This window comes from Microbacterium galbinum (assembly GCF_023101185.1).
GTDB classification, from domain to species: Bacteria; Actinomycetota; Actinomycetes; order Actinomycetales; family Microbacteriaceae; genus Microbacterium; species Microbacterium galbinum.
On record NZ_CP078077.1, the window covers coordinates 1,381,058 to 1,404,125 of the forward strand.

Consider the following 23,068-nt stretch of genomic DNA (forward strand, 5'->3'; position numbering starts at 1 on the left):
CTCTGTCCTCGCGACCTCTGCGTCGCCCTGCGGTTTCTGAAGGGGAGTTCAATGACCGGTCCATCTCGCGCGCCCTCGCGCCTGCGCACCGCAGCCGTCGCCATGCTGGCGACGCTCGCCACCGTCACGATGATGCTGGTGGCCGCGCCCGCGGCGTACGCGGCGGGACCCGCCGTGCTCTCGATCGAGATCACGCCGGTGAATCCCACCACCGGCGAGGCGGTGACGGCGACCGGGTACGGACAGCAGAACAACCGTCTCGGATACCGCATCGCGTACTCCTGCTCGGTCGCCGAGTGCACCGACACCGTGGTCACGCTGCCCGCGGTCGCCCTCGACCCGACCTACGGCACCTTCCGCATCCACCGCTACGAGACGTGGACACCGCCCGCCGGCGGTGGCGCGACGATCGCCAACACGGTGACGGGCGGAGTCACCGTGCGATTGGGCACCGTCGCGGCCGGGACGTCGTCGACGTTCCTCGTGCAGTACGTGCGCGACATCGACGCCAGCGCGCCCGGCGCCGCGGCTCCCGCCTACTTCCCGAACGGATACCAGATCAGCAACTCGGCGACGATCACCTCGCCGAACGCGGTCGGACCCGCCACGGCCACTGCAGCGCCGGTCACGTGGCAGATCGCATTGCCCGCAACGCCCACCGTCGTGAAGACCGGTCCGGCGACGGTGCGCCCCGACACCGACATGACCTACACGGTCGCGATGTCGGACGGGTGCTTCACCAACCGCGGCTCCGGTCGCTGGACCGCCGCGGGCAACCTGCTCTGCGGCGAGAGTTACAGCGTGGTGGATCGGCTGCCTGCCCAGGCGCAGTTCGTCAGCGCCGGGGACGGCGGCGTCTACGACGCGGCGAATCACAGCGTGACCTGGACGAAGTCCGGCGCGACCGCGGCCGGTGGATTCGGTGTCGCCGCCGTGGGCGGCTGGACCCAGGGGTACGGATACAACCCGCGCACCGTGACGGTCCGCTATCCCGCGAGCGCCTTCCCCGAGTCGGCGGACGGAGCGGACTTCATCGCTCCCGTCACCAACAACGTCGATGTCAGTGTGACCTACCTCGACGACGCGCAGACCGTGAAGACGGCGACCACCTCGTTCCGGCACGATGTCGTGCGGGTCGAGCCGTTCGGCCGCGCCGAGCAGACGAAGATCGGCAACGCCGACCAGGACATCAACGGATCACGCTGGGTGAACGTTCCGCCGGACACGACCGGACTGGTCTGTCCGACGAGCGGCCGCGACGACTGGAACCGCGTCTGCACGCCGGGACAGACCGTCGCGCCATTCGCGACGCGCACCGACCGCTTCTGGCAGGTCGACACCTACAACCGCGGCAACGTCGCCGGCATCGCGACCGTCGTCGACAACGATCTGGGCAACTCCGACGTGCGCGTGCGGCGGATCACGACCTCGGGCGGCGCGACCGCACCGACGATCGCCTGGACGATCACCGACGGCACGACGACGACGCAGGGAACCACGACCGCGACCACCTACACGGCCCCGGCGGGCTCGTGGCTGACCGCGGCCACCGTGACCTCCGGTTCGCTGGCCGGCCCCAACCTGCTTCCGAGCGGCACGGCCGGAACCCTCTTCCGCATCAACTACGGGTACGACCTTCCCGTGGGCAGCCCGCTGTTCACGTGGCGCAACGCTGCGTCGGCGACCATGACCTACCCCGATCAGCCGCAGATCTCCCCGATCCCGGTGACCTCGACCGCAGCGGTGATCTTCCGCGAAACCCCGAAGGTCGCCGCCGCGGCGCCCGCTTTCAGCGCGGGATTCGTCGGCACACCGGTGGTCGAGGGCGGCGGACAGGTCGTTCCCGGGGGCAAGGTGACGTACCGCGTCAACGGCGCCACTGCCAATATTCCGGCCGACCGTACGGTTTCGCCCCAGTACGTCTTCATCGCACCGATCGGGTGGAACATCACTCCGAACTCGGCGAGCTTCGCCGCGGGAACCGTGCCGCCGGGAGTGAGCTTCACCTCCAAGAACGTGACGATCGCAGGCGTGACGCGTCAGGCGGTCATCGCCTCGTGGCCGACCGGGGCGACGTTCGGCGCCAACGCGACCTGGCCGACGATGAGCGTCTCGGCGAGCCCGACCTCGGCGGTCGCCGCCGGAACGAGCAGTGTCGCGAACGTCTGGACAGGAGACTCGCGCAATGCGTTCGCTCCGGACACCACCACATGGGGCGGAAAGGTCGTCGACACGACGGACGTCGACGGAGACGGCAACATCACGGAGGCGTTCGCCTCGAACTCCATCAGCGTCTCGGTGAGCGGCGTGGCACGTCTCGACGTCGTGAAGGAGATCTGCGTGGTGACCGACGACGACTGCGTGTGGGTGTCGAACCCCGACGTGGTGGTCGGCGTCGATCCCGACGCGAGTGACATCACCTACCGCGTCACGCTCGTGAACTCGGGAAACACCGTGCTCTCGGGCATCGTCGGCTACGACATCCTGCCGCACGTCGGCGACGGCCGCGGCAGCACGTTCGCCGAAACGTTGAACACCGTCACCTTCCGATCCTTCAACATGGCGCTGAGCTACTCGGCGTCGCAGAATCCGTGCCGCACCGAGGTGCTCCCCACGAACCCCGGATGCACCACCGGGTGGACGGCCGGCGCGTTCGGTGCCTCCGCGATCCGCGCGCAGGTGAGCGGCAATCTCGCACCGGGAGAATCGTCGTCGTTCGAGTTCACGGCCAACGTCGTGCCGGGCGCCCCCGCCGACGCGATCGCCTGCAATTCGGTCGCCATCGACAGCGCCAGCACACTGCCGACCGAACCGCGCCCGGTGTGCGCGACCACGCAGGAGGCCGATCTCGCGGTCTCGGTGCCCGATCGCCTGCCGCTGCAGGCCGGACGCCCCGGCACGGTTCCCTTCGTGGTGACGAACCTCGGCGGGTCGGAGGCTGCGCCGGCGACCGTCGAGATCGCCGTTCCTGCCGGCATCCGCATCACCAGCCTGACCCCCGAGGGGTGGGTGTGCGATGCCGATGATGTCGCCGCCGACGGCTCGGTGCTCGGACCCGTGACGTTGACGTGCGATCCGGTGACGGCGGAGGGCGCATCGCGCATGCTCGCGCTCGACGAACCGAACCCGCTCGACCTGCCCGCCGTCATTCCCGATGACCAGCTGGTCGGTGACGACACGTGCTTCGGGGCCGAGGTCTCCGGCCTGATGTCCGACCCCGTCGACGCGAACAACACCGCCGAGGCGTGCTTCGTCGTCGCGCAGGGAGACGCCCTCGTCGGCATCACCAAGACCGACGGCGTCGACACCGTCGCGATGGGCGAGGAGTTCACGTACACGATCGACGTCGCCAACCTGCTCACGGGGGAGGCGATCGCGGATGCGGTCGTGACCGACACCCTGCCCGACACCCTCGCGTTCGTCTCGGCCAGCGCGGGTGGCGTGGTGACCGATCAGGGCGAGGCGGATGCCGACGGCCTGCGCCCGGGAGGAACGGTGACCTGGAGCATCGCGTCCTTGGCGCCATCGGGCCGGCTCGGCGACGGCGATGCCGCGACGGGGGCGGCGGGCTCGACCCAGCAGGTCACCGTCACGGTGCGCGTCGTGCAGGCCGCGGAGACGCAGGACGAGATCGTCAACGGCGTCCGGGTCGAGGCGGGCGATCCGGCTCTCCCGGGTGTCATCCTGGCTGCCGACGACTCCGACACCGACGACCTGATCCGATCGGCCGCACTGACGCTCGTGAAGTCGGCATCGCCGACCATCGTCGACGGCGTCGGCGACGAGGTCGCCTACTCCTTCGAGGTCACCAACTCCGGTGACGTCACCGTCACCGACGTGCAGATCGACGAGACCGCCTTCTCGGGAACGGGTACGGCTCCGGTCGTCACGTGTCCGGCGGAGGCGGGCGAGCTCGCCCCGGGCGACGTCGTCACCTGCTCCGCTGCGTACGAGGTCACGCAGGCCGACCTCGATGCCGGAGCGATCACCAACACGGCCATCGCCTCGGCGTCGGCTCCCGCCGGCGTCGACGGCCCCGAGTCCGAGCCGTCGAGCGCGACCGTCGACGTGACCGCGGCGCCCACTCTCTCCCTGGTGAAGTCGGTGGCATCCGATCCGATCCAGGCGGCGGGTGACGAGGTGTCCTACGTCTTCACCGTCACGAACGACGGCAATGTCACACTCGAGGGCATCGAGATCGAGGAGACGGCGTTCACCGGATCGGGTGAGGACGTCGTCGCGAACTGCGCCGACGGCTCCCTCGCGCCGGGCGACTCCGTCGACTGCACCGCGACGTACGCGGTGACCCAGGCCGACGTGAACACCGGACGGATCGACAACACGGCGGTGGCCCACGCCACCACCCCGGCGGATGACGTCGTGTCGAGCGACCCGTCGTCGGCCCCCGTGATCATCGACGCGGCTCCGGGTCTCACGGTCGTCAAGTCCGCGACCCCGACCGACCTCGCGGTCGACGACGAGGTCACGTACTCGTTCGTCGTCACCAACACCGGCAACGTCACGCTCCAGAGCGTCGCGGTCGTCGAGGGCGAGTTCACCGGATCGGGCGACCTCTCGGCCGTCGACTGCGGCGATGTCTCGCGCACCCTCGATCCCGACGACCAGTTGATCTGCGAGGCGACGTACGTCATCACGCAGGACGACGTGGATGCCGGTTCGCTGTCGAACACTGCGACCGCGACGGGTACCGGTCCGGGCGGGCCGATCGCGTCCGACCCCTCGCGCGAGGATCTCTCGTTCGAGCGCGTGCCCGGCCTGGCGATCGTCAAGACGGCCGACGTCGAGGGCATCGAGGCGGCGGGGCAGGAGATCGAGTACCGCTTCCGGGTGACGAACACCGGCAACGTGACGGTCTCGGGCATCGAGGTCGAGGAGGGGGCGTTCTCCGGAACGGGCGAGCTCTCCGAGATCGGCTGCGAGACCGGAAGCCTCCTGCCCGGTCAGTACGTGGACTGCGTCGCTGCGTACGAGGTCACGCAGGACGACGTGGATGCCGGCGGCATCACCAACACGGCGTCCGCGACGGCGAGCGTGCTCGGCGATGCGACGGTCGATGCCGATCCGTCGACCAGTGAACTGCCGTTCATCGGCGTGCTCTCCCTCTCTCTCGAGAAGGTCGGTACCCCGATCGACGTCGACGGTGACGACAGGATGACGGTGAACGACCGCATCCGCTGGACCTTCACCGTCACGAACCCGAGCGCGGCGACGCTCTCGGGTCTCGAGGTGTCGGACCCGATGGCGGGTGCGATCGAGTGCGAGGCCGACGTGCTCGCTCCCGGAGAGACGGTGGCGTGCGCGGCGATCGAGGAGTATCAGGTCACGGCCGCGCAGGCCGCGGCAGGGGAGGTCGTCAACGTGGCGACGGCCACCGCGACGGGTGTGGGTGACGCCCGGGCGGATGCCGAAGCGACGGCCAGTGTGACGATCGTCGAGGTCGCTCCCGCTGCTCCCTCGCCGGCGGGTCCGTCGGGCCCGCTGGCCACGACCGGCGGCGACCCCCGGGCGTGGACTCTCCTCGCCCTTCTGGTGATGCTCGCCGGCGCGGGACTGGTCGTGGTCTCGCGGCGGCAAGGGGTGCGACGGGGTTAGCGTCGCGCCCGCGTACGGAGCGGCGGCCGACGACCCGAAGGTCGGTCGCCGCTCGGTATATTGCATAGGAGAAAAGAGAGCGATTCCCTCCCCCCATGAGCAGTGATCCCCTGGGTGACGTGCGCCTCCGACCGTCCCCCGACCAGGTCGAGCACGGCCTGCGCCGCGCGCTCGATGAGGAGGACTGGTCGTCGGCCGTGCAACTGCTCGGCACACACTGGTCTCTGCTCCTGGACGAGCATCGGGAGCTCCTCGACCTGGCCCTGAAGGCCGTGCCGCTCGGTGCGTTCGAGCAGGATGCCCGCGCCGCGGCCGTGCGCGACATCCGCCTGCACTCCTCGGCGGACGCCGTCGACCGGATGCTGGGCGCTGCCACTCTCCCCGACGCCGACGACACCGCGAAGCTGGAGTCCCTCGCGCGTTCGGAGCGAGCGCTCAGCCTGCTCAGCGTCGCCTCGTCGCGCATGATCGCGCTCCGCGTGCGAGGCAGGATGTCACGCGCGATCCAGCTCGCCCGGCTGGTGGAGATGTTCGGGCGCATCGCCGCGGTGCATCAGCCCGCACTCGTGCACGATCGTCTGCCGGCGGCGCTGCTGCAGGCGGGGATCACGCGCGGACTCGCCGACGACCTCCCCGGCGCCACCGTCGGGCTGCGCGATGCCTACGAACGCGCTCATCAGTCCCGCGTCGCCTACGTCGAAAGGGATGCCGCCGGGAAGTCGGCCCTCTTCCATGCGCTGGAGGGCGACATCGAGCAGGCGCGCTCCTGGCTGGAGCGTCACGACGATGCACCGACCGCCGACGGCTGGTATCGCTCCCGGATCGCGCTCACCGCGGATGTCGCGCGGAGCCTCGTCGCGATCGAGGGTCTCCGGTCGTCCGAGGCCCAGGCCGCCGTGCGCTTGCTCGATCAGCCCGTCAACGCCGAGCAGAGCTGGGGGCCGACCGTCTCTTACGCTCGGCTGCGCTACGCGCTGGCGTGGGGGGACCGGCTCAGCGCGCTGGATTCACTGCGCTCGGATCGCGTCAGGTACGCGGAGTGGCTGGGCGAAGGCACGACGATGGGACCCCTGTTGGCCCAGGGAGAGGTCGATCTCCTGCTCTCCCTGGGGCAGACGCGTCAGGCGCGCCTCGTCATCGACGCTCAGGACGACCACCTCGTGAACCGTGTGGCGCGCGCGCAGCTCGCCCTCGTCGAGGGAGACGTCGTCGGGGCGGCGCGTCGTGCGGCGGCGACGCTGGGGGAGAGGCAGACGATCCGCGCGCGGGTGAAGGCCCTGACGGTGCACGCCGTCGCCACCGATCGCCGTCCCGGGGGGATGAGTGCGGCCGAGAGCTACTCGGATCTCAGAGCGGCGATCGGCGAGCGCGGGTTGCTGTTCGCTGCGCTGAGCGTGCCGGCCGATGTGCGAGGGCCGCTCGATGCGCTCCTGCCACCGGATCACGGCGCACGCCAAGTGCTTCCGGATCCGACGGATCGGGTGCGCCTGACGCCCCAGCAGCAGCACGTGCTCCTCGGGCTCGAGCGGGGCCTCACCGTGCGTGAGATCGCGCTCGAATCGCACCTGTCGACCAACACCGTGAAGTCGCACGCACGGGCGCTCTACCGCCGTCTCGAGTCGACGACTCGCGATGAGGTGATCGGGCGGGCCTACGAGCTGGGGCTGTTGTGAGGTGCCTCCGTACGGTTTCGTCCGACGCCGGCGCGATGCAGGGCGGAGGCGAGGGCGCCGGAGAGCTCCGACGCCAGCAACTCGCCGACGATGCGCCCGAGGAATGATCCCAGCAGGATCGCCGGGGAGAGGTGCTCGGGCGAGAACACGACGACGGAGACCCCGAAGAGAGCCGTCCCGGCGCACACCGCCGCCAGGAGATACCGTCGGCGTACCCGCGCGCCCGTGCCTCGCGTGCGCCAGACGACGAGATCGATGACCGCTCCGGCCAGCACCAGCGGGAAGATCACGATCACTCCCGCGGTGTTCGCGACCGCGATGAAGACGGCGGCGATCGCACTGGTGAGCACGGCCGTGCCCGGCACATCGGTCAGCCGCCGGGCCAGGAACGGCAGGAGGCTGTGCACTCCGGCCACCAGTGCGTACAGCGGCGGGGCGAGCGGGGCGAGCGCGGTGAGCAGGGGGGCGGTCGCGAGGTGGATCAACAGGTGCACCGCGGCCAGCGCTCCGCAGATCAAGAGCACGCGAGTCGTCGGGCGACGATGAGTCGGGGAAGCCATCACCCTCACCGTATCGGGGTATCTCGGGTCGCCACGTCGCAATATATTAGAAGGCGAACCGATGCCATGCGAGATGCCGGAGGGGCTCTCGCATCAGGGAGGTGAGGTTCGTGGAGTGGTCTCGGAGTGGGCGCGACGCGCTCCTCGGCGACCTGCGCTCCTTCCTCGATCACGAGCAGTGGGACGACATCGCGATCCTGCTCGACGACTACTTCTTCGCCCTGTCGTTCGCTGCACCGGAAGCGGTCTTCGAGGTGTGGGAACGGGCTCCTCGCGAGTGGCTGCAGGAGCATCCGCGGTACCTGATGGCGCGGGAACTGACCCGCAAGGCCTGGCGGTCGTCGGCGCTCACCGAGCACCGCATCGAGCGGATCTTCGCCGACTGGGTCGCATCGCAGGAGCATCCGATGGCCCGCGACGTGCTCGGCGTGAAGACGGCCGAGATCCGCCGCCTCCTCGCGTTCGGACGCATCGAGGAGGCGCTCGGCGCCGTCGCCGAGGTGCAGGAGCTGATCCGCACGACGCGCGATCACGACGGATTCGACGACGTGCTGGGCAGCGTGCTCATGCGCATGGGCCTGACGTTCGTGGCCGGCGGCGAGCTGGAGCGCGCGGTCGAGGCGTTCTCCGAGGGGTGGCGTTGGTCGCGCAGCACCCTCCCGCATCCGATCGCCCCGTATCTGGCCGGGCACTGCGCGCTCGCGCACGCGCTCGCCGGAGACTTCGCGCACGCCGAGGAGTGGCTCGCCCGCAGCGTGGAGGACGCCTCCGAAGATCCACGCACGATGGCGTTCCACCTGCAGAAGGCGGCGGCGCTCAGCCGCACGCTCATCGCAGTCGCCCGCCTCGACCGCGCCGAGGCGGAGGCCTCGCTGGCCGAGCACGCCGACAGGATCGACGACGGCGACCTGTGGTGGGTAGATGCGCACGTGCGTGCGCGCATCGACCTGTACTGGGGCGACGGAACGCGGAGCGCGCGGCTCATTGAGCGTGCACTCGCGGCCTATCCCTCCGCGACCGCGCCCGCGTCGCTTCCCGGGATGCTGCTGCGGGCCGACCTCTCCGACATCCTCCAGCACCGGGGTGACCTCGATCGTGCGGGGGACGTGCTCGAACACGTCGAGATCGTCGACGCGCACGCCTCGGCCGTCACGGCCCAGGCGCGCCTGCTGATGCACCGGAAGCGAGCGGGTGACGCCCTCTCCCTGCTCGACAGAGCATCCGCCCGTCGCCGCACTCCCGCAGTGGTGCCGGCGCGCTGGCTCGTGATCCGCGCCAACGCCGCACATCTGCTGGAGCGGCCGAGCGTGGTCGAGGTCGTGCGCCTGGCCGCCGACCGCATCGCGTCCACCGGTGCCCATGACGCGGTGCACGAGGCGATGCCCGAGGTGCGCGCCGCGATCGACGAGCGGATGCCGTCGGCCGAAGCTGCGGTCGCAGAGGCTGCCGCCGACGACGACGACGCCGCCGCGCCACCCGAGGGTGCGATCGCGCTCACCCGGCGGGAGCGCCAGATGCTGGAGCTGATGCGCACGCACGCGTCGGTGCGTGACCTCGCGGGAGCACTGTTCATCTCGGCGAACACCGCGAAGAGCCACCTGCGAAACCTCTACCGCAAGCTGGGCGCGACCGGGCGCGAAGACGCCTTGCGCCGGGCGGGGTACTGACTCGGGGTGGGGCCCTTCGACAGACTCAGGTACCCACGCGGAGCAGGTGAGATTCTGGCCCGTCGCTCGTCTAGAAGATGAGGACCTCCCCAGGCCTCGATGGAGCGGGCTCGCCCGCGGCTGCGGAGCCTTCCTCCCACATGACCCCGCAGCGTCGCGAAGAAGGAGGGGCGTTCCCCAGCGCCTCTCCTTCTCACGTTCTTCCCCCTAACGCCGGCTTTCCTCACCCCTCTCCACAGAGGGTGAGGGGGTGGGTGATCTCGTGGGTGATTTTTCGGGGCTCGCCGTTTCAGAGCACCCCTCTTCTTGTTCTCTTCTCATAAGGGGAGCGGACGACTGCCGTCCGCTGCAAGGGGAGAAATGATCGATGTGGATGGACCGACGCGCTTCGCGACGGATGCTGCGGCATGGGATGAGAACGACCTCGCCCGTGCGACGAATGGGGGCGAGCGCGGGGCGGCCGATGTGCTGTTTACTCGGAGCATGCCCACCCTGCTGAACCTCTCGCGTGCGATCGCGGGGCGAGCGATGGAGGCCGAGGAGCTGCTCGCGGTCGCGCTGCTCTCGACCTGGGAGAAATGGTCGCAGGGTCGCGGCCCGGTCGAGAACGCCCACGCCTACATCGCCCAGACGATGCGTAATCGTCTGCGCGATGAGATGCGCGCGCCGCGGTCGCGCAACGTCGCGCTCGACGACGCGAATGTGCACGAGTTCGCGCATCACGACGAGACCGATCGCATCCATGCGGCGATCGACAACGAGATCGTCGGGGTGGCGTTCGCGCGGTTGTCGGACGAACAGCGGATGCTCCTCACCGAGGTGCTGGTCAACGGGCGCAAGCCGCAGGAGGTCGCTCGCGAGCTCGGGCGTTCGTCGGGGAGGGTGAGCTCGGCGGTCTACCGCGCGAAGGCCGCGCTGCGAACCGAGCTGGTGGCCGAGTGCCTGAGGCGGGCGTGCCCCGGGGCGGGGTGCGGGACCGACCAGGAGGGGATCGCTCTGCTGATCGGTGCGAAGCACACGTGGAATGCCGGTCATCCCGCCGTAGCCGCAGCGCACGAGTGCCCCGGATGCCGGGCGGGCCTGCAGGCCTACGCGGCGCTGCCCGGGGCGCAGTCCGTGACGGTCGCCGCGTGAGCGCTCCGGCCGACCGGATGATCGGCTGACGCGTGTCCTCGTACGTCAGCGCCGACGCCGGCGACGCGCTCGCCGATGCCCTCCGTTCGGGGGATGAGGATGCCGTCGCCGCCGTGCTCACCCTGCACGTGTGGCCGCTGCTCAACGCCCACTACGACGCCTTCGAGCGGGCGTTCCGAGCCCTTCCGGTCACCGTGCGCGCCCGGCACTTCCCCCTCGAAGCCCTCGGTCAACTCGCGATGGTGACCGGGTCGCAGCGCGCCCGCGAGGTGCTGCTCTTCGATCATCGCCGGGTCGCGGCGAAGGAGGCCGGTGGCATCCACTTCGTGCAGCTCCTCGCCGCACGGCTCGCCGGCGACTACTCCGCGGCGAACCGATCGGCTTCCCGCCTCGCCGACTGGAGTCGTGCGGCGGAGGCCGAGGGCCTCGTCGCCGACGGGCCGGCGGCATTCTTCATGGCGCAGAGCGGGTTCACCGAGCTGCTGAACGGACGCACGGCGACGGCCGTCCGCCGATTCGGACAGGCCCGGCGGATGGCGGCGACCGCCACGCTGCACGACAGCGAACGTGACGCTCTCGGCAAGTCCGCGCTCGCGCACATCGTGCGCGGATCGATCGCCAGCGCTCGGCAGGCCCTCGCGCTGGCCCAGGAACTCCCGGTGCGCGCCCCCACCGTCTTCCAGCGCTTCTCGGCGAGCACGGAGCGCGCAGCACGGGCACTCATCGCCGTCGAGCAGCAGGACGACGCCGCGTCGGCGCTCGCGCCCCTTACGCTTCTGGAGTCCGCCGACGAACTCTGGCCGTTCAAGCTGCTCGCTCTCGCGCGGGACGCCCTCGCCCGCGAGTCCCCCCTCGAAGCGCTCGAGTTCGTCACGGTCGCGCAGTCGACTCAGCTCATCCCCGCGCGATCCCTCGCCTCCGACGCCGTGACGGCGCTGCGGGTCGACGCGTTCCTCGCGATGGATCAGCCCCTCGCCGCCTCCCGTGTGAGCGACAACGACGAGACCGGCATCCTCACCCGTCTCGCGCGCATGCGCGTGGCCATCCGCTCGGGGGATCGGGAACGCGCTCGCCGCCTGAGCACGGTGATCGTCTCCGACCCCGATGCCACGCCGCACGTGCAGCTCGAGTCGCGGCTGCTGCTCGCCTGGGTCGACGTGCTCGACGAGGCCTCGCTGAGCCCGGCGACGGCCGCGATGGCCACCGCCTACGCGGCGCAGCGTGGGGCGCGCCTGTTCACGGGGGTGCCGGGGTACGTGCTCGAGGCGCTGCGCGCGCTCGTGCGCGACCCCGACGCGATCCCGCTGCCCGAGTCGTCGGGGTTGACGACGAGTCAGTCGTTGCTGCGGCATCCGCTCACGCAGCGCGAACGACGTGTGCTGGTCGCCGCGTCGACGTCGGCGACGCTCGCCGAGATGGCCGTCGACCTCAAGGTGTCGCGCAATACGGTCAAGACCCAGCTCTCGTCGCTGTACCGCAAGCTCGGCGTCGGGTCGCGAGCGGATGCCGTCGCCGCCGCGACCCGTCTGGGGCTGCTCGGAACGACTCCCCTCCCCGATCCAGACTCCGTGTGACACGGCATTCGACCCGTCCCGGTGATGTTCCGAGCGGTCGCTCGTCTAGTTAAGGATCGCTGGCGCTCCGCGCCGGACGACACATCATCTGGATGGGGAGGAATCGGAATGAGTAACGAGAGAAGACCGCGCGGGGGCGCGGTCGCACGGACATGGGGGCGGCGACTACGTCGCGCCATCGGTCTCGGTGCCGTGGGCATCCTGGCGAGCTCGGGGCTCGTTCTGGGAGCGGTCGCGCCCGCGAGCGCGGCTGACGGAGACTTCACGATCGATCTGCAGGCGCCGGAGTCGGTACCTGTGGGCCAGTCGTTCAACTACACGGCGACCCTCGACTTCGAGGGACCGGCGACGACGCACAGCGGCGTCGTGCTGACGACGACCATTCCGGAGGGACTCGCCTTCGAGTCCTGCCCGATCGGCGGATCGTCGCCCATCGCGAGCTGCTCGTTCGATGCGGGCACGCGCGCTCTCACGATCACTCTGAACGACACCGACACCGACCCGCTCAGCGTGGCGTACACGGTGCGCCAGCAGCCCTACAACGACCGCTACGAGGGTGAGGTCTTCGCGACCTCGATCACCGGTACCGGTGGGCCTTCGGGCGCCGTGACGTCTGACCCGGTCGAGACGGTGCTGACCGGCTCGAACGATTACGACGCGGCGAAGGGTTTCGAGACGCTCACGGGTAGCGACAACCGCACCGTGACCTACAAGTTCAACATCGGTGTCGGAGGCCCGATCCCCGGGACCTTCGCCTCGCACGCGCAGGAACTGATCGACACCTTCCCCGCCGGGGTCGAGTTCGTGAGTTCGAACGCCGGAATCGGTTCGTGGGACGTGTCGGCGTTCCCGACCGTCAAATGGTCGAACGACACCGTCTTCTACGCCTTCGGATCGATCGACATGTCAGGCAATGCGATCTCGATCACGGTTCGGTACCCCGAGGAGTCGTTCCCGGGGCTGGTGCGTCCGCCCACGAACACGGTCGATCTTCGCACCCAGGACGCGAACGGCGTCTGGCACGACGGGTCGCCCGCATCGGTGCAGTCGGTTCCCTTCACCGACGGCAATGCACCCGGCGTCGCCGCGTCGAAGGAGTTCCTCTTCGGCGGGAGTTCCGCAGGGTACCTGTCGCTCGCGGTCGTGATGAAGGGCGCCTACATCGGCCCGGTGGGAACGCCGAACCTCGACGCCCTCGTCCTGGAGGACTCGGGCGCGGCGGGCAGCCCGAATGCCGCGTGGTTCGAGCACTACAACGTCCTCAACCTCGATGTCGCCTTCAACGGCGTGCTCGCCGCGGCCGACCTTCCGTACACCCTGGAGTACCAGGTCAACGGATCGCCGACCTGGCGCAGCGTGACGCCGGCGAGCGGCACGGGCGCGTCGGCGAGGTTCGTCGCCCATGTCGTGGGTTCCGAGGGGTGGGATGCGGGCGTCTCGCTGGGACTCGCGGCCGGCGAGACGCTGAGCGGATGGCGCATCGTCGTCGCGCCCGGCGCGGAGACGGTTCCGCTGGCGAGTGAGGTGCAGGTGACCATGGCGGGGCAGCCGGTGTTCCGGTCGATCTCCGAGGGCATCATCGAAGCTCCCGCACCTGCAGGAGCGCCAGTCGGACCGGTGGACAACACGCTCAGCGTGCGCAACGGCGACAGCTCCATGACCGCCGAGGACGACTACTCCTTCACGCCCGCTGACTCCGTCTACCTGACCACGCGGATCGACGGCCCCTCGTCGATGAGCGTCGGCGGGACCGGAACCTATCGCGCGGGCATCGTCAACCAGAACCCCAGCGAGGTCTACCAGGACTCGGTGATGTCGGTTCTGCTGCCCTGCGGTGTGCTGTACGACTCGACCCAGCAGATCTCTCCCGTGAACCCGCCCACGCTCGGTATCCCGACTCCTGCTCCGGCGATCGGCTCGGGTGTGACGGTCGATGCGTCGAAGCGCATCACGAACGCTGACGGCTGCGAGCAGCAGGTCGTCGAGTTCACGTTCGACGAGGTGCCGCCGATGCGTGCGCCCGGGGTGGCGAACCACCGCGGCGTCGAGAACACCGGCTGGATGTACGACATCCCGGTCACCGTTCTCGCCGAGGCGTACGACCCGACCGCGACCACCATCGCCCCGCAGTCGTGGGTGCATACGAACGACCCGCGCTTCCTCAGCGTCGCCGACGGCGGTACGGGAGCGGCGACGGTGCCGATGATCGGTTACAACCCGTTCTTCAACACCGATCTGAACGACTTCGACCCCGTGCGCGGCGTCATCGCCTACGCGCAGACGTTGACCACGATCAACACCGCCGGTGGCGTGTTGATCGACAAGCTGTCGTCGGCATCCGTCGATGGACCGTACGCGATTAGCAGCGAGGTGAACGAGGACGCGTTCTGGCGCATCTTCGTGAGCAACGTGCTGCCGGGCACGGTGTCGGACGCGGTCTACTTCGACCGCCTGCCGAACGTCGCAGACGGCGACGACTTCTCGGTCACGCTCGCGGGCCCGGTCACCGGCATCCCGACGGGTGCGACGGTGGAGTACTCGACCGACGCGGCCTCGGCGACCACGGGAACGTGGACCACCGACCCGACCGGGGCCGCGGCGTTCCGCGTGCTGGTGCCGACGATGGCGACGGGCGCGAACTTCACGCTCATCGTCCCGACCTCGGTCGAGGGCGAGACGATGGCGGCGCAGTCGGCCGACAACGAGATCTCGGCGACGGCGATCTACAGCGGCAACGCGGTGGCGTTCCAGTCGAACCCGGCAGTGGTGACGATCTCGTCGGCACCCGGCATCGGCATCGTGAAGACGACGAACGGGATCGACGTTCCGAGCTCGGATGCCGCACCGGTCGTTCCCCAGGGATCGAACGTGCAGTGGAGCTATGTCGTCACCAACACCGGTAACACGGTGCTGACCGATGTGACCGTCGCCGACATCGGCGGCGCGATCGGGTCTGACGGTGAGGCCGTCGAGGTGTTCGCGCCCGACGGATTCGACGGCGCGCTGGCTCCCGGTGAATCGGTGACGTTCACGGCGAGCGGCACCGCGATCGAGGGGCTCTACGAGAACACCGCGACCGCGACGGGAGTGCCGTCGGATGAGGAGGGCACGCCGATCCCGGATGCGGCCCCCGTCGATGCGGCGGACTCGTCGTGGTACACCGGTGGAGCGGTGGGACTCGAGATCGTGAAGCAGGTGTCGCTGAACGAGGACGGCCCCTGGTCGGAGACGGTCACGGCGCCGGCCGGCACGATCATCTACTGGAGCATCGCCGTCACCAACACCGGCGAGACGCCGCTGACGAACGTCGTGGTGTCCGACCCGCTGGCGACTTCGTTCGAGGAGACCACGATCGAGACCCTCGCCGTCGGTGAGACGCGGGTGTTCGTGGTCGAGCACGAGCTGACCGAGGGGCTGACGAACGTTGCGACGGCATCCGTCGACATCGATGGCGAGCCGGTGGTCGTGGCCGACGATGCGGCCGCGTCGATCACTCCGGTCGTACCGCCCACCCAGACTCCGGCTCCGCCGGTGCCGGGCCTCGCCATCACCGGTGGCGGGCTCGCGGTCGGGTTCCTGGTGCTCGCACTGGGTCTGATCGCCGCGGGTGCGTTCTTCGTGATCCGTCGACGTCGCACGGCCGAGTAGCCGGCGGCTGACGCCCTGAGAGCGCCCGGGCATCCCTCGAGAGAGCGGATGCCCGGGCGCTCCGTCGTGTGCGGAACGGCCGCACATGAGTTCCACTGAATACACGTTCAGCGGTAAAGAAGTATTCAGTTGCATACATCTCCGGAACCCCAGTAGCCTCCGTGACGACGGTGCGTCAGATTCTCTGCGCTCATCCGTTGTCACTTATGCGTCGGCTACCCAGGCCGACCTGGTCGGCCACCCTGCCGACCGAGGGGAGGGGCGCCGTCGTGCGCCCGGAGATGAGGAAACCGATGGGGGAGTACACGAAAGACGCGCGCTCGACGCGCAGACGCCCGACTCGCGGACTGGGGATCGCCACGGTCCTCGGCGCCGCAGCGGTGGTGGCTCTGTCACCGCTGGCGGCCTCGGCCGCACCGATGCCCGACGCCGGCCCGACGATCGGGGGCGCGACCGTGAGCGACACCGTGATCGGTGTGCGGTTCACGGACGTCTCGGCCGACCTCGGACCGTCGTACGCGCTCGGCGACGACGGCAACGCCTACGCCTGGGGCCTCAACTCGCTGGGACAGCTCGGCGACGGCACCACCACGAACCGCCCCACCCCCGTGCGGGTGGCGGCGCCCGCCGGAGTGACCTTCACCGAGGTCGCGGGCGGTGAGGGCTTCGCGATCGCCCTCGACCCGAGCGGCCAGGCCTACTCGTGGGGGCAGGGCTTCTACGGGCAGCTCGGCGACGGAGACATCCAGAGCCGTATCGCGCCCGTCGCGGTGCAGATGCCCGCGGGCATCACCTTCACCGATGTCGATGCGGGCTCGTACCACTCGCTCGCCGTCGGCTCCGACGGCCTTCTCTACGGCTGGGGCTACAACGGGCAGGGGCGCGTCGGCGACGGCACCACCACCCAGCGGACCGCTCCGGTGCAGCTCCCCACCCCGGCGGGCGTGACCTTCACAACCGTCGACGCGGGGAGCACGTACTCGCTGGCCCTCGCGAGTGACGGATCGATCTACGCCTGGGGGATGAACTACGGCGGCACGCTCGGCGACGGCACGCAGAACGACCGGGCGACCCCCGCTCTCGTGCAGACACCCGCGGGCGTGACGTTCACGCAGATCTCGGCGGGCAACAGCCACGCGCTGGCACTCGCCTCCACCGGCGAGGTCTACGCCTGGGGCTCGAACCTCGGCGGACCCATCGGCAACGGCGACACCTCGGGCGACCCCGTGCTCACCCCCGCGATCAGCGCGATCCCCGCGGGGGTGACGATCGCGCAGATCAGCGCGGGTTCGTCGTACTCCCTGGCTCTCGACGGCAGTGGTCAGCTCTACTCGTGGGGCGCCAACGGCAACGGCACGCTCGGCACCGGCACCACGACCGGCCGTTACGTTCCGGGTCTCGCGCAGCTGCCCGCAGGAGTGACGTTCACCTCGATCGACGCCGGCTCGCAGCACGCGCTCGCCACCGGCTCCGACGGCAAGACGTACTCGTGGGGTATCAACAGCATCGGCATGCTCGGCGACGGAACCAACCAGAACCGTCGGGCCCCCGGGCTCGTGCGCACCGAGGTCACCGTCACCGGCGTGACCTTCGACGGCATCCCCGGCACCGACCTCGTGCAGAGCGACGGCGCCTGGAGCGTCACGACGCCCGCGTACTGCGGACCGTCCGACGTGGCCGTCTCGTACACGCAGTTCGGCGTCGCGGCATCCGTGGTCTTCGATGACGGCTATGTCTTCGGCTCCGCCCCGACGATCACCGAGAGCCCCACGCCCTCGGTCGTGGTGGCCGGTCAGTCGGCGACGCTGACGGCCGCGGCCGACGGCGACGACGCACCGACCGTGCAGTGGCAGCAGGCGCTCACGGCGGGAGGCCCGTTTGAGGACATCGTGGGGGAGACCTCGACCTCGATCTCGGTGAACCCCACCGACACGACGTACTACCGCGCCGTGTTCACCAACTGCCTGGGCCAGGCGATCACCGAGCAGGCGACCGTCAGCCTGCGCGCCTCGACCGGCGACCCGGGAACCGAGAACCCCGGAACGGAGAACCCCGGAACGGACGATCCCGGCACCGAGAACCCGGGCACCGAGAACCCCGGCACCGATGAGCCCGGTACCGAGAACCCGGCGGGCGGCGGCAGCAGCGCACCCGGCGAGGGTTCGAGCTCGAACGGCAGCGCCTCGGCGGACGCGACCCTCGCGCTCACCGGCGGCGGAGCGCCGTGGGCTCCGATCGCGATCGGCGGGGGCCTGCTCCTCGTCGGCGCGGCCGGATTGCTCCTGCGCGGGAGGCGGTTGGTCTGACGACCGCACGCGTCGAATCGGCGGCACCGGATGACCGGTGCCGCCGATTCGCGTTGGTCCCGGGCGTGCGGGAGTGCAGGACAATGATGATCGGGGAGGTCGTCAGATGGCAGTACGGGCACGACAGCGCACGATCGATCCGGCGATCCTGCGCGAATACGCGGAGGACGACCGGCTCAGCGCGGCCGCCAACGCGGGCGATCGCGCGGCCGCCGGCATGTTCCTGCTCCGCAACCAGCGGATGCTTCTCACCACCGCTCGCCGACTCGCCACCAGCGGCATCGACCCCGACGACCTGCTCGCCGATGCCCTCGTCGGCCTGCTCTCGCTGTGGAAGAGCGGCACCGGACCGAAGGAGAAGGCGGGGGCGTACGTGATCCGCTCCATGCGCAACCGCATGATCGACGAGTTCCGCTCGCCGCGCTCTCGCGTGCTGCCGCTCGTCGATACCGAAGACAACCTGCCGACGGTGATGCAGGACACGCGGCACATCGAGCTCGACGCCGAGTACCGTCGCGTGCGCACAGCGCTGCTGCTGCTCCCCGACGATCAGCAGCAGGTGCTGCGCGCCACGATCATCGACGGACGCAAACCCGCCGAGCTGGAAGAAGAGCTCGGGCGGCCGGCGTCGTCGATCTACGCCCTCAGCCTGCGCGCCCGCAAGGGACTGCGCCGCGCCATGCTCCGGGTGATCCTCGAAGAGGACGATCCGCCCGCCGAGTGCCGTCACGCGGCCACGAGACTCCCCCCGGTGGTCACCGAAGACGTCGACGAGGCCGCGGACTCGGCCGGTATGGAGCACATCCGCGACTGCCCCCGTTGCCGCGCCGCGTGGGGTCGTTTCGGCACCACGGCCTCGCTGCTCGGCGTCGCCGCCGTGCTGCTGATCGGCAACATCGTGCTGGGCCCCACCAGTGCCGAGGCGTCCGAGGAGCCCACGCGCGACGCCGAACCGTCGGCCGGATCGTCGTCGGTCGGATCGAGCGCGCCGAGCGTGAGGGGTGGGGCCGCGGCATCCGTCTGGCAGGTAGTGGGGAACATCTGGCCGGTGCTCGCGATCGTCACGGGTCTCGGCATCCTGGGCGTGGCCGTCGTGCCGCCCGTGATCGAGCAGATCGCCGCCCCGGCGCCGATCGTCTCCGAACTCGTCGTCACCTCCGACATCACCGGGCAGGGCACGGCGACTCTCGCCGTCTCGCTCACCGGGCGCGAGGAGTCGTCGACCGTCTCTCTCACCCTGCCCGAGGGGCTCGCGGTGGTCGCGGCCCCGACCGGGTGGGAATGCCGGCCGACGGATGCCGCGCTCGTCTGCACGGTCGAGGGGCAGCCGGACGGCCTGTTCGTGCTCAGCGACGACCGGGCCGAACAGGTCGGCGACTACCGCCTCGAGGTCTCGGCCGTCATCGGCGACCAGACCCTCACCGGCAGCGCCTGGGGCCAGATCGGTCCCGATTCGCAGACCGTCCGCGCGTCGATCGACTGAGCGCGACGTCTACGTGCCGAACGGATGCCTGTCAACGGGCATCCGTTCCCGGCCCGTCGCGGGCACGCTGGAATCCTCACGACCGATGACGAGAGGAGCACGACATGTCGAATCCCGAGGGTCTCATCAACTCCTTCGGCGCCGAGGAATCGGCGATCCGCCCCGAGGAGGAGGACCTGATCGCGGAGGAGCACGCCGAATCCGACGACGAGGTGTCTGCGGAGGAGCGCATCGCCGGTCAGGACGCGATCGGCGGCGGCGTCAACACCGATCCCGACCTCGGACTCGCGAGCTCGCCGTCGGACGTCTCGGCCGCCGACCTTTCCGACGGCACCTCATGAGCGGGTCGGACTCGAGCGCAGACATGCCGACCGGAGCCGAGGCCGAGGAGCGCATCGCGGAGCTGCTGGAGCAACGACAGCGCGACGGCGTCGGGGTGGACGACGTGCCCGCGGGTGGCGGCGGTGCCGATTCCGGCGCGGCCGGTGCAGTGGGGGTCGACGACGACACGGATGCCGCGGCATCCGCCGACGCCGACTCCTACGACTCCGCGCACAACGACGAGCCGGGGGTCGGCAACCGCCGCCCGTGACGCCGCCCGTGACCTCGCGGGCCGGCGGCCGGCCGGGCGGGCACGGCCTCAGGCCGCCGACGGGTGCAGTACGACCTTGATGCAGCCGTCCTCCTTCTTCTGGAACGTGCGGTACAGCCCGGGCGCATCCTCGAGCGGAGCGTGATGGGTCGTCAGGTCCATCACCCCGAGCGGATCGGCGGCGTCCTCCACCAGCGGCATGATGTCGTCGATCCAGCGCTTGACGTTGCACTGCCCCATGCGCAGGCTGATCTGCTTGTCGAACAGCGTCTTCATGGGCATGATGTCGGCGTCTCCCGCGTAGACACCGCTGAGCGAGACCGTTCCCCCGCGACGCACCGCGTCGATCGATGCGTACACGGCGGCGAGGCGATCGATGCCTGCCTTGTCGAGCAATTGGCGCGCGGCGGCGTCGGGGAGCAGCCCCACCGCCTTCTGCACGAACTCCACTCCGGCGTTGCCGTGCGCCTCGAGACCGACGGCATCCACCACTCCGTCCGCGCCGCGGCCCTCGGTGAGGTCGCGCAGCTCTTCGACGATCGTGTCGGTGAGATCGAAGGTGTCGATGCCGTGACGCTCGGCCATTGCCCGGCGTTCCGGAACGGGATCGACGGCGAGCACCCGGTAGCCGCGGTGCCGACCGATGCGAGCGACGAACTGACCGACGGGGCCGAGCCCCATCACCGCGAGCGTGCCGCCCTCGGGCACTTCGGCGTACTCCACGCCCTGCCATGCGGTGGGGAGGATGTCGCTGAGGAAGAGGTATCGCTCGTCGGGGAGGTCGGCGCCGATCGGGATGTGGTTGTAATCGGCCAGGGGCACCCGCAGGTACTCCGCCTGTCCGCCCGGAATCTGGCCGTAGAGCTTGGTGTAGCCGAAGAGCGCCGCCCCGCTGCCGTACTCGCGCACCTGCGTGGTCTCGCACTGCGACTGGAACCCGTGCGTGCACATGAAGCACTCGCCGCAGGAGATGTTGAACGGGATGACCACCCGGTCGCCGACCTTGAGTTTCGTCACGCCCGCGCCGACCTCGACGACGACCCCCATCGGCTCGTGGCCGAGCACGTCGCCGCGGTCGATGAACGGTCCGAGCAGCTCGTACAGGTGGAGGTCGGACCCGCAGATCGCCGAGGACGTGATGCGGATGACGGCATCCGTCGGTTCCTGGATGACGGGGTCGGGCACCTCCTCGACCGTCACGTTGCGGGTGCCCTGCCAGGTGAGTGCCTTCATCGTGTGCTCCGATCCGTGGGTGTCGTCCCACCGTCGTCGCCGTCGACGGCGCCGGCATACCCGGTTGACAGGCCCCGGCGAGGGTGCTTCGAGGGTGCGCGGCCTCAGACCGCGGGAAAGCGTTCGATGTTCGACTCGACCCAGTCGCGGAGTCCGCGCAGAGGGCGAGCGGCATCGATGCCGAGCTCGGTCAGTGAGTACTCGACCCGCACCGGCACCTCGGCGAAGACCTCGCGCGTGAGCAGGCCCCGGTCCTCGAGGCGGCGGAGCGTGGCGGTGAGGACCTTCGGGCTGATGCCCATGAGCCGCTTCTTGAGTTCGCCGAACCGCAGTGCGCCGTCTTCGAGGGCTCCGATCGCGAGCGCGCTCCACTTGTCGGCGAGCAGGTCCAGAACGCCGCGGCACGGGCACTGGGCGTCGTAGACGTCATGCGGGGTGCCGAGCGCGCAGGTGTCGAGCGTGGTCATCCCGCAATGGTAACCGAAAGATACTAGAGACCCTTGCGGGTAACTGGGGTGGACTGGATATGGTCGAGCCATGGCAGAACAGACGTCCCCCACGACACCCGCAGAACTCCCCGCGACCATGCTCGCGATCGACGCGCCCGGCGGTGCGGCATCCGATCCGGGTTCGATGGTCGACGTGGAGATCCCCACTCCCGTTCCCCACGGACACGACCTGCTCGTCGCGGTCGACGCCGTCTCGGTCAATCCGGTCGACGTCAAGAATCGCGGCCGGGCGAAGAAGGGGGATGCCCCGCGTGTGCTCGGCTTCGACGCCGTCGGTCGCGTCGTCGCCGTCGGCGAGGACGCTCGTCGCTTCGGCGTGGGTGACCGCGTCTTCTACGCCGGTCAGATCGACCGTGCGGGATCGGACGCGCAGTTCCAACTCGTGAACGAGAACATCGTGGGCGCAGCACCGGAATCGCTGACGGATGCCGAGGCCGCCGCCGTGCCGCTCACGGCGATCACCGCCTGGGAGGCGCTGTTCGATCGGCTCCGCCTCGGCGCCGACAGCGAGGGCACCCTGCTAGTGATCGGTGCCGCGGGCGGGGTCGGGTCGCTGATCATCCAGTTCGCCCGCGCGCTGACGCGACTCACGGTGATCGCCGTGGCCTCCCGCCCGGAGTCGGAGGAATGGGTGACGCGGATGGGCGCCGACCACGTCGTGGGGCGCGACTTCGCCGACGCCGTCCGCGAGATCGCACCGGGGGGCGTCGACTACGTCTTCACCTCGTTCACCCCGGGCAACATCGACGCCATCGCCGCGGTCATCCGCCCCCGCGGAGAAGTCGTGTCGATCGACGAGACCGGTGGCAGCATCGACGCCCTCAAGGGCAAGAGCGTCACATGGCACTGGGAGCTCATGTTCACCCGGCCCATCCACGAGCCCGACGACGACTACCAGCACGAACTGCTCACGCGCGTCGCCGGTCTCCTCGACGCCGGGGAGGTGAGCACGACGCTCACGACCACTCTCTCGCCGCTCGATGCGGCGACCCTTCGCGAGGCGCATGCGCTCGTCGAGACCTCGCGCACGATCGGGAAGGTCGTCGTGACCGGTCCGTGGGGCGCGGAGTAAGCGG

At 69.9% G+C, this 23,068-nt stretch carries 14 protein-coding genes; 11 read left to right on the forward strand and 3 right to left on the reverse strand.

Annotated features, from left to right (window positions below):
• Positions 1-51: 51 nt before the first annotated feature.
• Both KV396_RS06885 and KV396_RS06890 read left to right on the forward strand, forming a co-directional pair.
• The gene (locus KV396_RS06885) at positions 52-5,613 is read left to right on the forward strand and encodes a DUF7507 domain-containing protein (RefSeq protein ID WP_247957306.1); all 5,562 of its coding nucleotides are present in this window, start codon (positions 52-54) and stop codon (positions 5,611-5,613) included.
• Positions 5,614-5,708: 95 nt separating this feature from the next.
• Positions 5,709-7,286 (forward strand): LuxR family transcriptional regulator, encoded by a 1,578-nt coding sequence (locus tag KV396_RS06890; protein ID WP_247633362.1) that lies wholly within the window; start codon positions 5,709-5,711, stop codon positions 7,284-7,286.
• On the opposite strand, the gene KV396_RS06895 is transcribed toward KV396_RS06890, so the two are convergent.
• Entirely contained in the window at positions 7,265-7,846 is a 582-nt protein-coding gene (locus KV396_RS06895; RefSeq protein ID WP_247957307.1) for a hypothetical protein, read from the reverse strand. The genes KV396_RS06890 and KV396_RS06895 overlap by 22 nt on opposite strands.
• Before the next feature lie 110 nt (positions 7,847-7,956).
• On the opposite strand from KV396_RS06895, the gene KV396_RS06900 reads away from it, so the two are divergent.
• The 8 genes from KV396_RS06900 (at position 7,957) to KV396_RS06935 (ending at position 20,250) form a co-directional block, all read left to right on the forward strand.
• Positions 7,957-9,513: a LuxR C-terminal-related transcriptional regulator gene (locus tag KV396_RS06900; RefSeq protein ID WP_247957308.1), complete on the forward strand. Its 1,557-nt coding sequence runs from the start codon at positions 7,957-7,959 to the stop codon at positions 9,511-9,513.
• A gap of 360 nt (positions 9,514-9,873) precedes the next feature.
• Positions 9,874-10,647 (forward strand): RNA polymerase sigma factor, encoded by a 774-nt coding sequence (locus KV396_RS06905; protein WP_247957309.1) that lies wholly within the window; start codon positions 9,874-9,876, stop codon positions 10,645-10,647.
• A gap of 32 nt (positions 10,648-10,679) precedes the next feature.
• A complete protein-coding gene (locus KV396_RS06910) occupies positions 10,680-12,221 on the forward strand; it encodes a response regulator transcription factor (RefSeq protein WP_247957310.1) in 1,542 nt (513 codons plus the stop codon).
• A 108-nt stretch (positions 12,222-12,329) separates the two neighbouring features.
• Positions 12,330-15,869 (forward strand): DUF11 domain-containing protein, encoded by a 3,540-nt coding sequence (locus KV396_RS06915; RefSeq protein ID WP_247957311.1) that lies wholly within the window; start codon positions 12,330-12,332, stop codon positions 15,867-15,869.
• A 293-nt stretch (positions 15,870-16,162) separates the two neighbouring features.
• Positions 16,163-18,175, forward strand: a complete 2,013-nt coding sequence (locus KV396_RS06920; protein ID WP_247957312.1) for an RCC1 domain-containing protein — start codon at positions 16,163-16,165, stop codon at positions 18,173-18,175.
• 106 nt (positions 18,176-18,281) lie between these two features.
• Positions 18,282-19,658, forward strand: coding sequence for a sigma-70 family RNA polymerase sigma factor (locus KV396_RS06925; RefSeq protein WP_247957313.1), 1,377 nt, complete (start codon positions 18,282-18,284; stop codon positions 19,656-19,658).
• Positions 19,659-19,762: 104 nt separating this feature from the next.
• A complete protein-coding gene (locus KV396_RS06930) occupies positions 19,763-19,999 on the forward strand; it encodes a hypothetical protein (protein ID WP_247633357.1) in 237 nt (78 codons plus the stop codon).
• Positions 19,996-20,250 carry a hypothetical protein gene (locus KV396_RS06935; RefSeq protein ID WP_247633356.1) on the forward strand — a complete coding sequence of 85 codons (255 nt, stop codon included), beginning with the start codon at positions 19,996-19,998 and terminating at the stop codon, positions 20,248-20,250. Before KV396_RS06930 ends, KV396_RS06935 begins: the two co-directional genes overlap by 4 nt.
• Before the next feature lie 48 nt (positions 20,251-20,298).
• Here KV396_RS06935 and KV396_RS06940 read toward each other — a convergent pair whose 3' ends face one another.
• Together KV396_RS06940 and KV396_RS06945 are read right to left on the reverse strand one after the other, a co-directional pair.
• On the reverse strand, positions 20,299-21,483 hold the full coding sequence (locus tag KV396_RS06940; protein ID WP_247957314.1) for an alcohol dehydrogenase catalytic domain-containing protein: 1,185 nt from the start codon (positions 21,481-21,483) through the stop codon (positions 20,299-20,301).
• 104 nt (positions 21,484-21,587) lie between these two features.
• Positions 21,588-21,950, reverse strand: coding sequence for a winged helix-turn-helix transcriptional regulator (locus KV396_RS06945; protein WP_247633354.1), 363 nt, complete (start codon positions 21,948-21,950; stop codon positions 21,588-21,590).
• 70 nt (positions 21,951-22,020) lie between these two features.
• Between KV396_RS06945 and KV396_RS06950 the strand changes: the two genes are divergently transcribed.
• Complete coding sequence (locus tag KV396_RS06950) at positions 22,021-23,064, forward strand: zinc-binding alcohol dehydrogenase family protein (RefSeq protein WP_247957315.1); 1,044 nt, start codon at positions 22,021-22,023, stop codon at positions 23,062-23,064.
• Positions 23,065-23,068 lie beyond the last annotated feature (4 nt).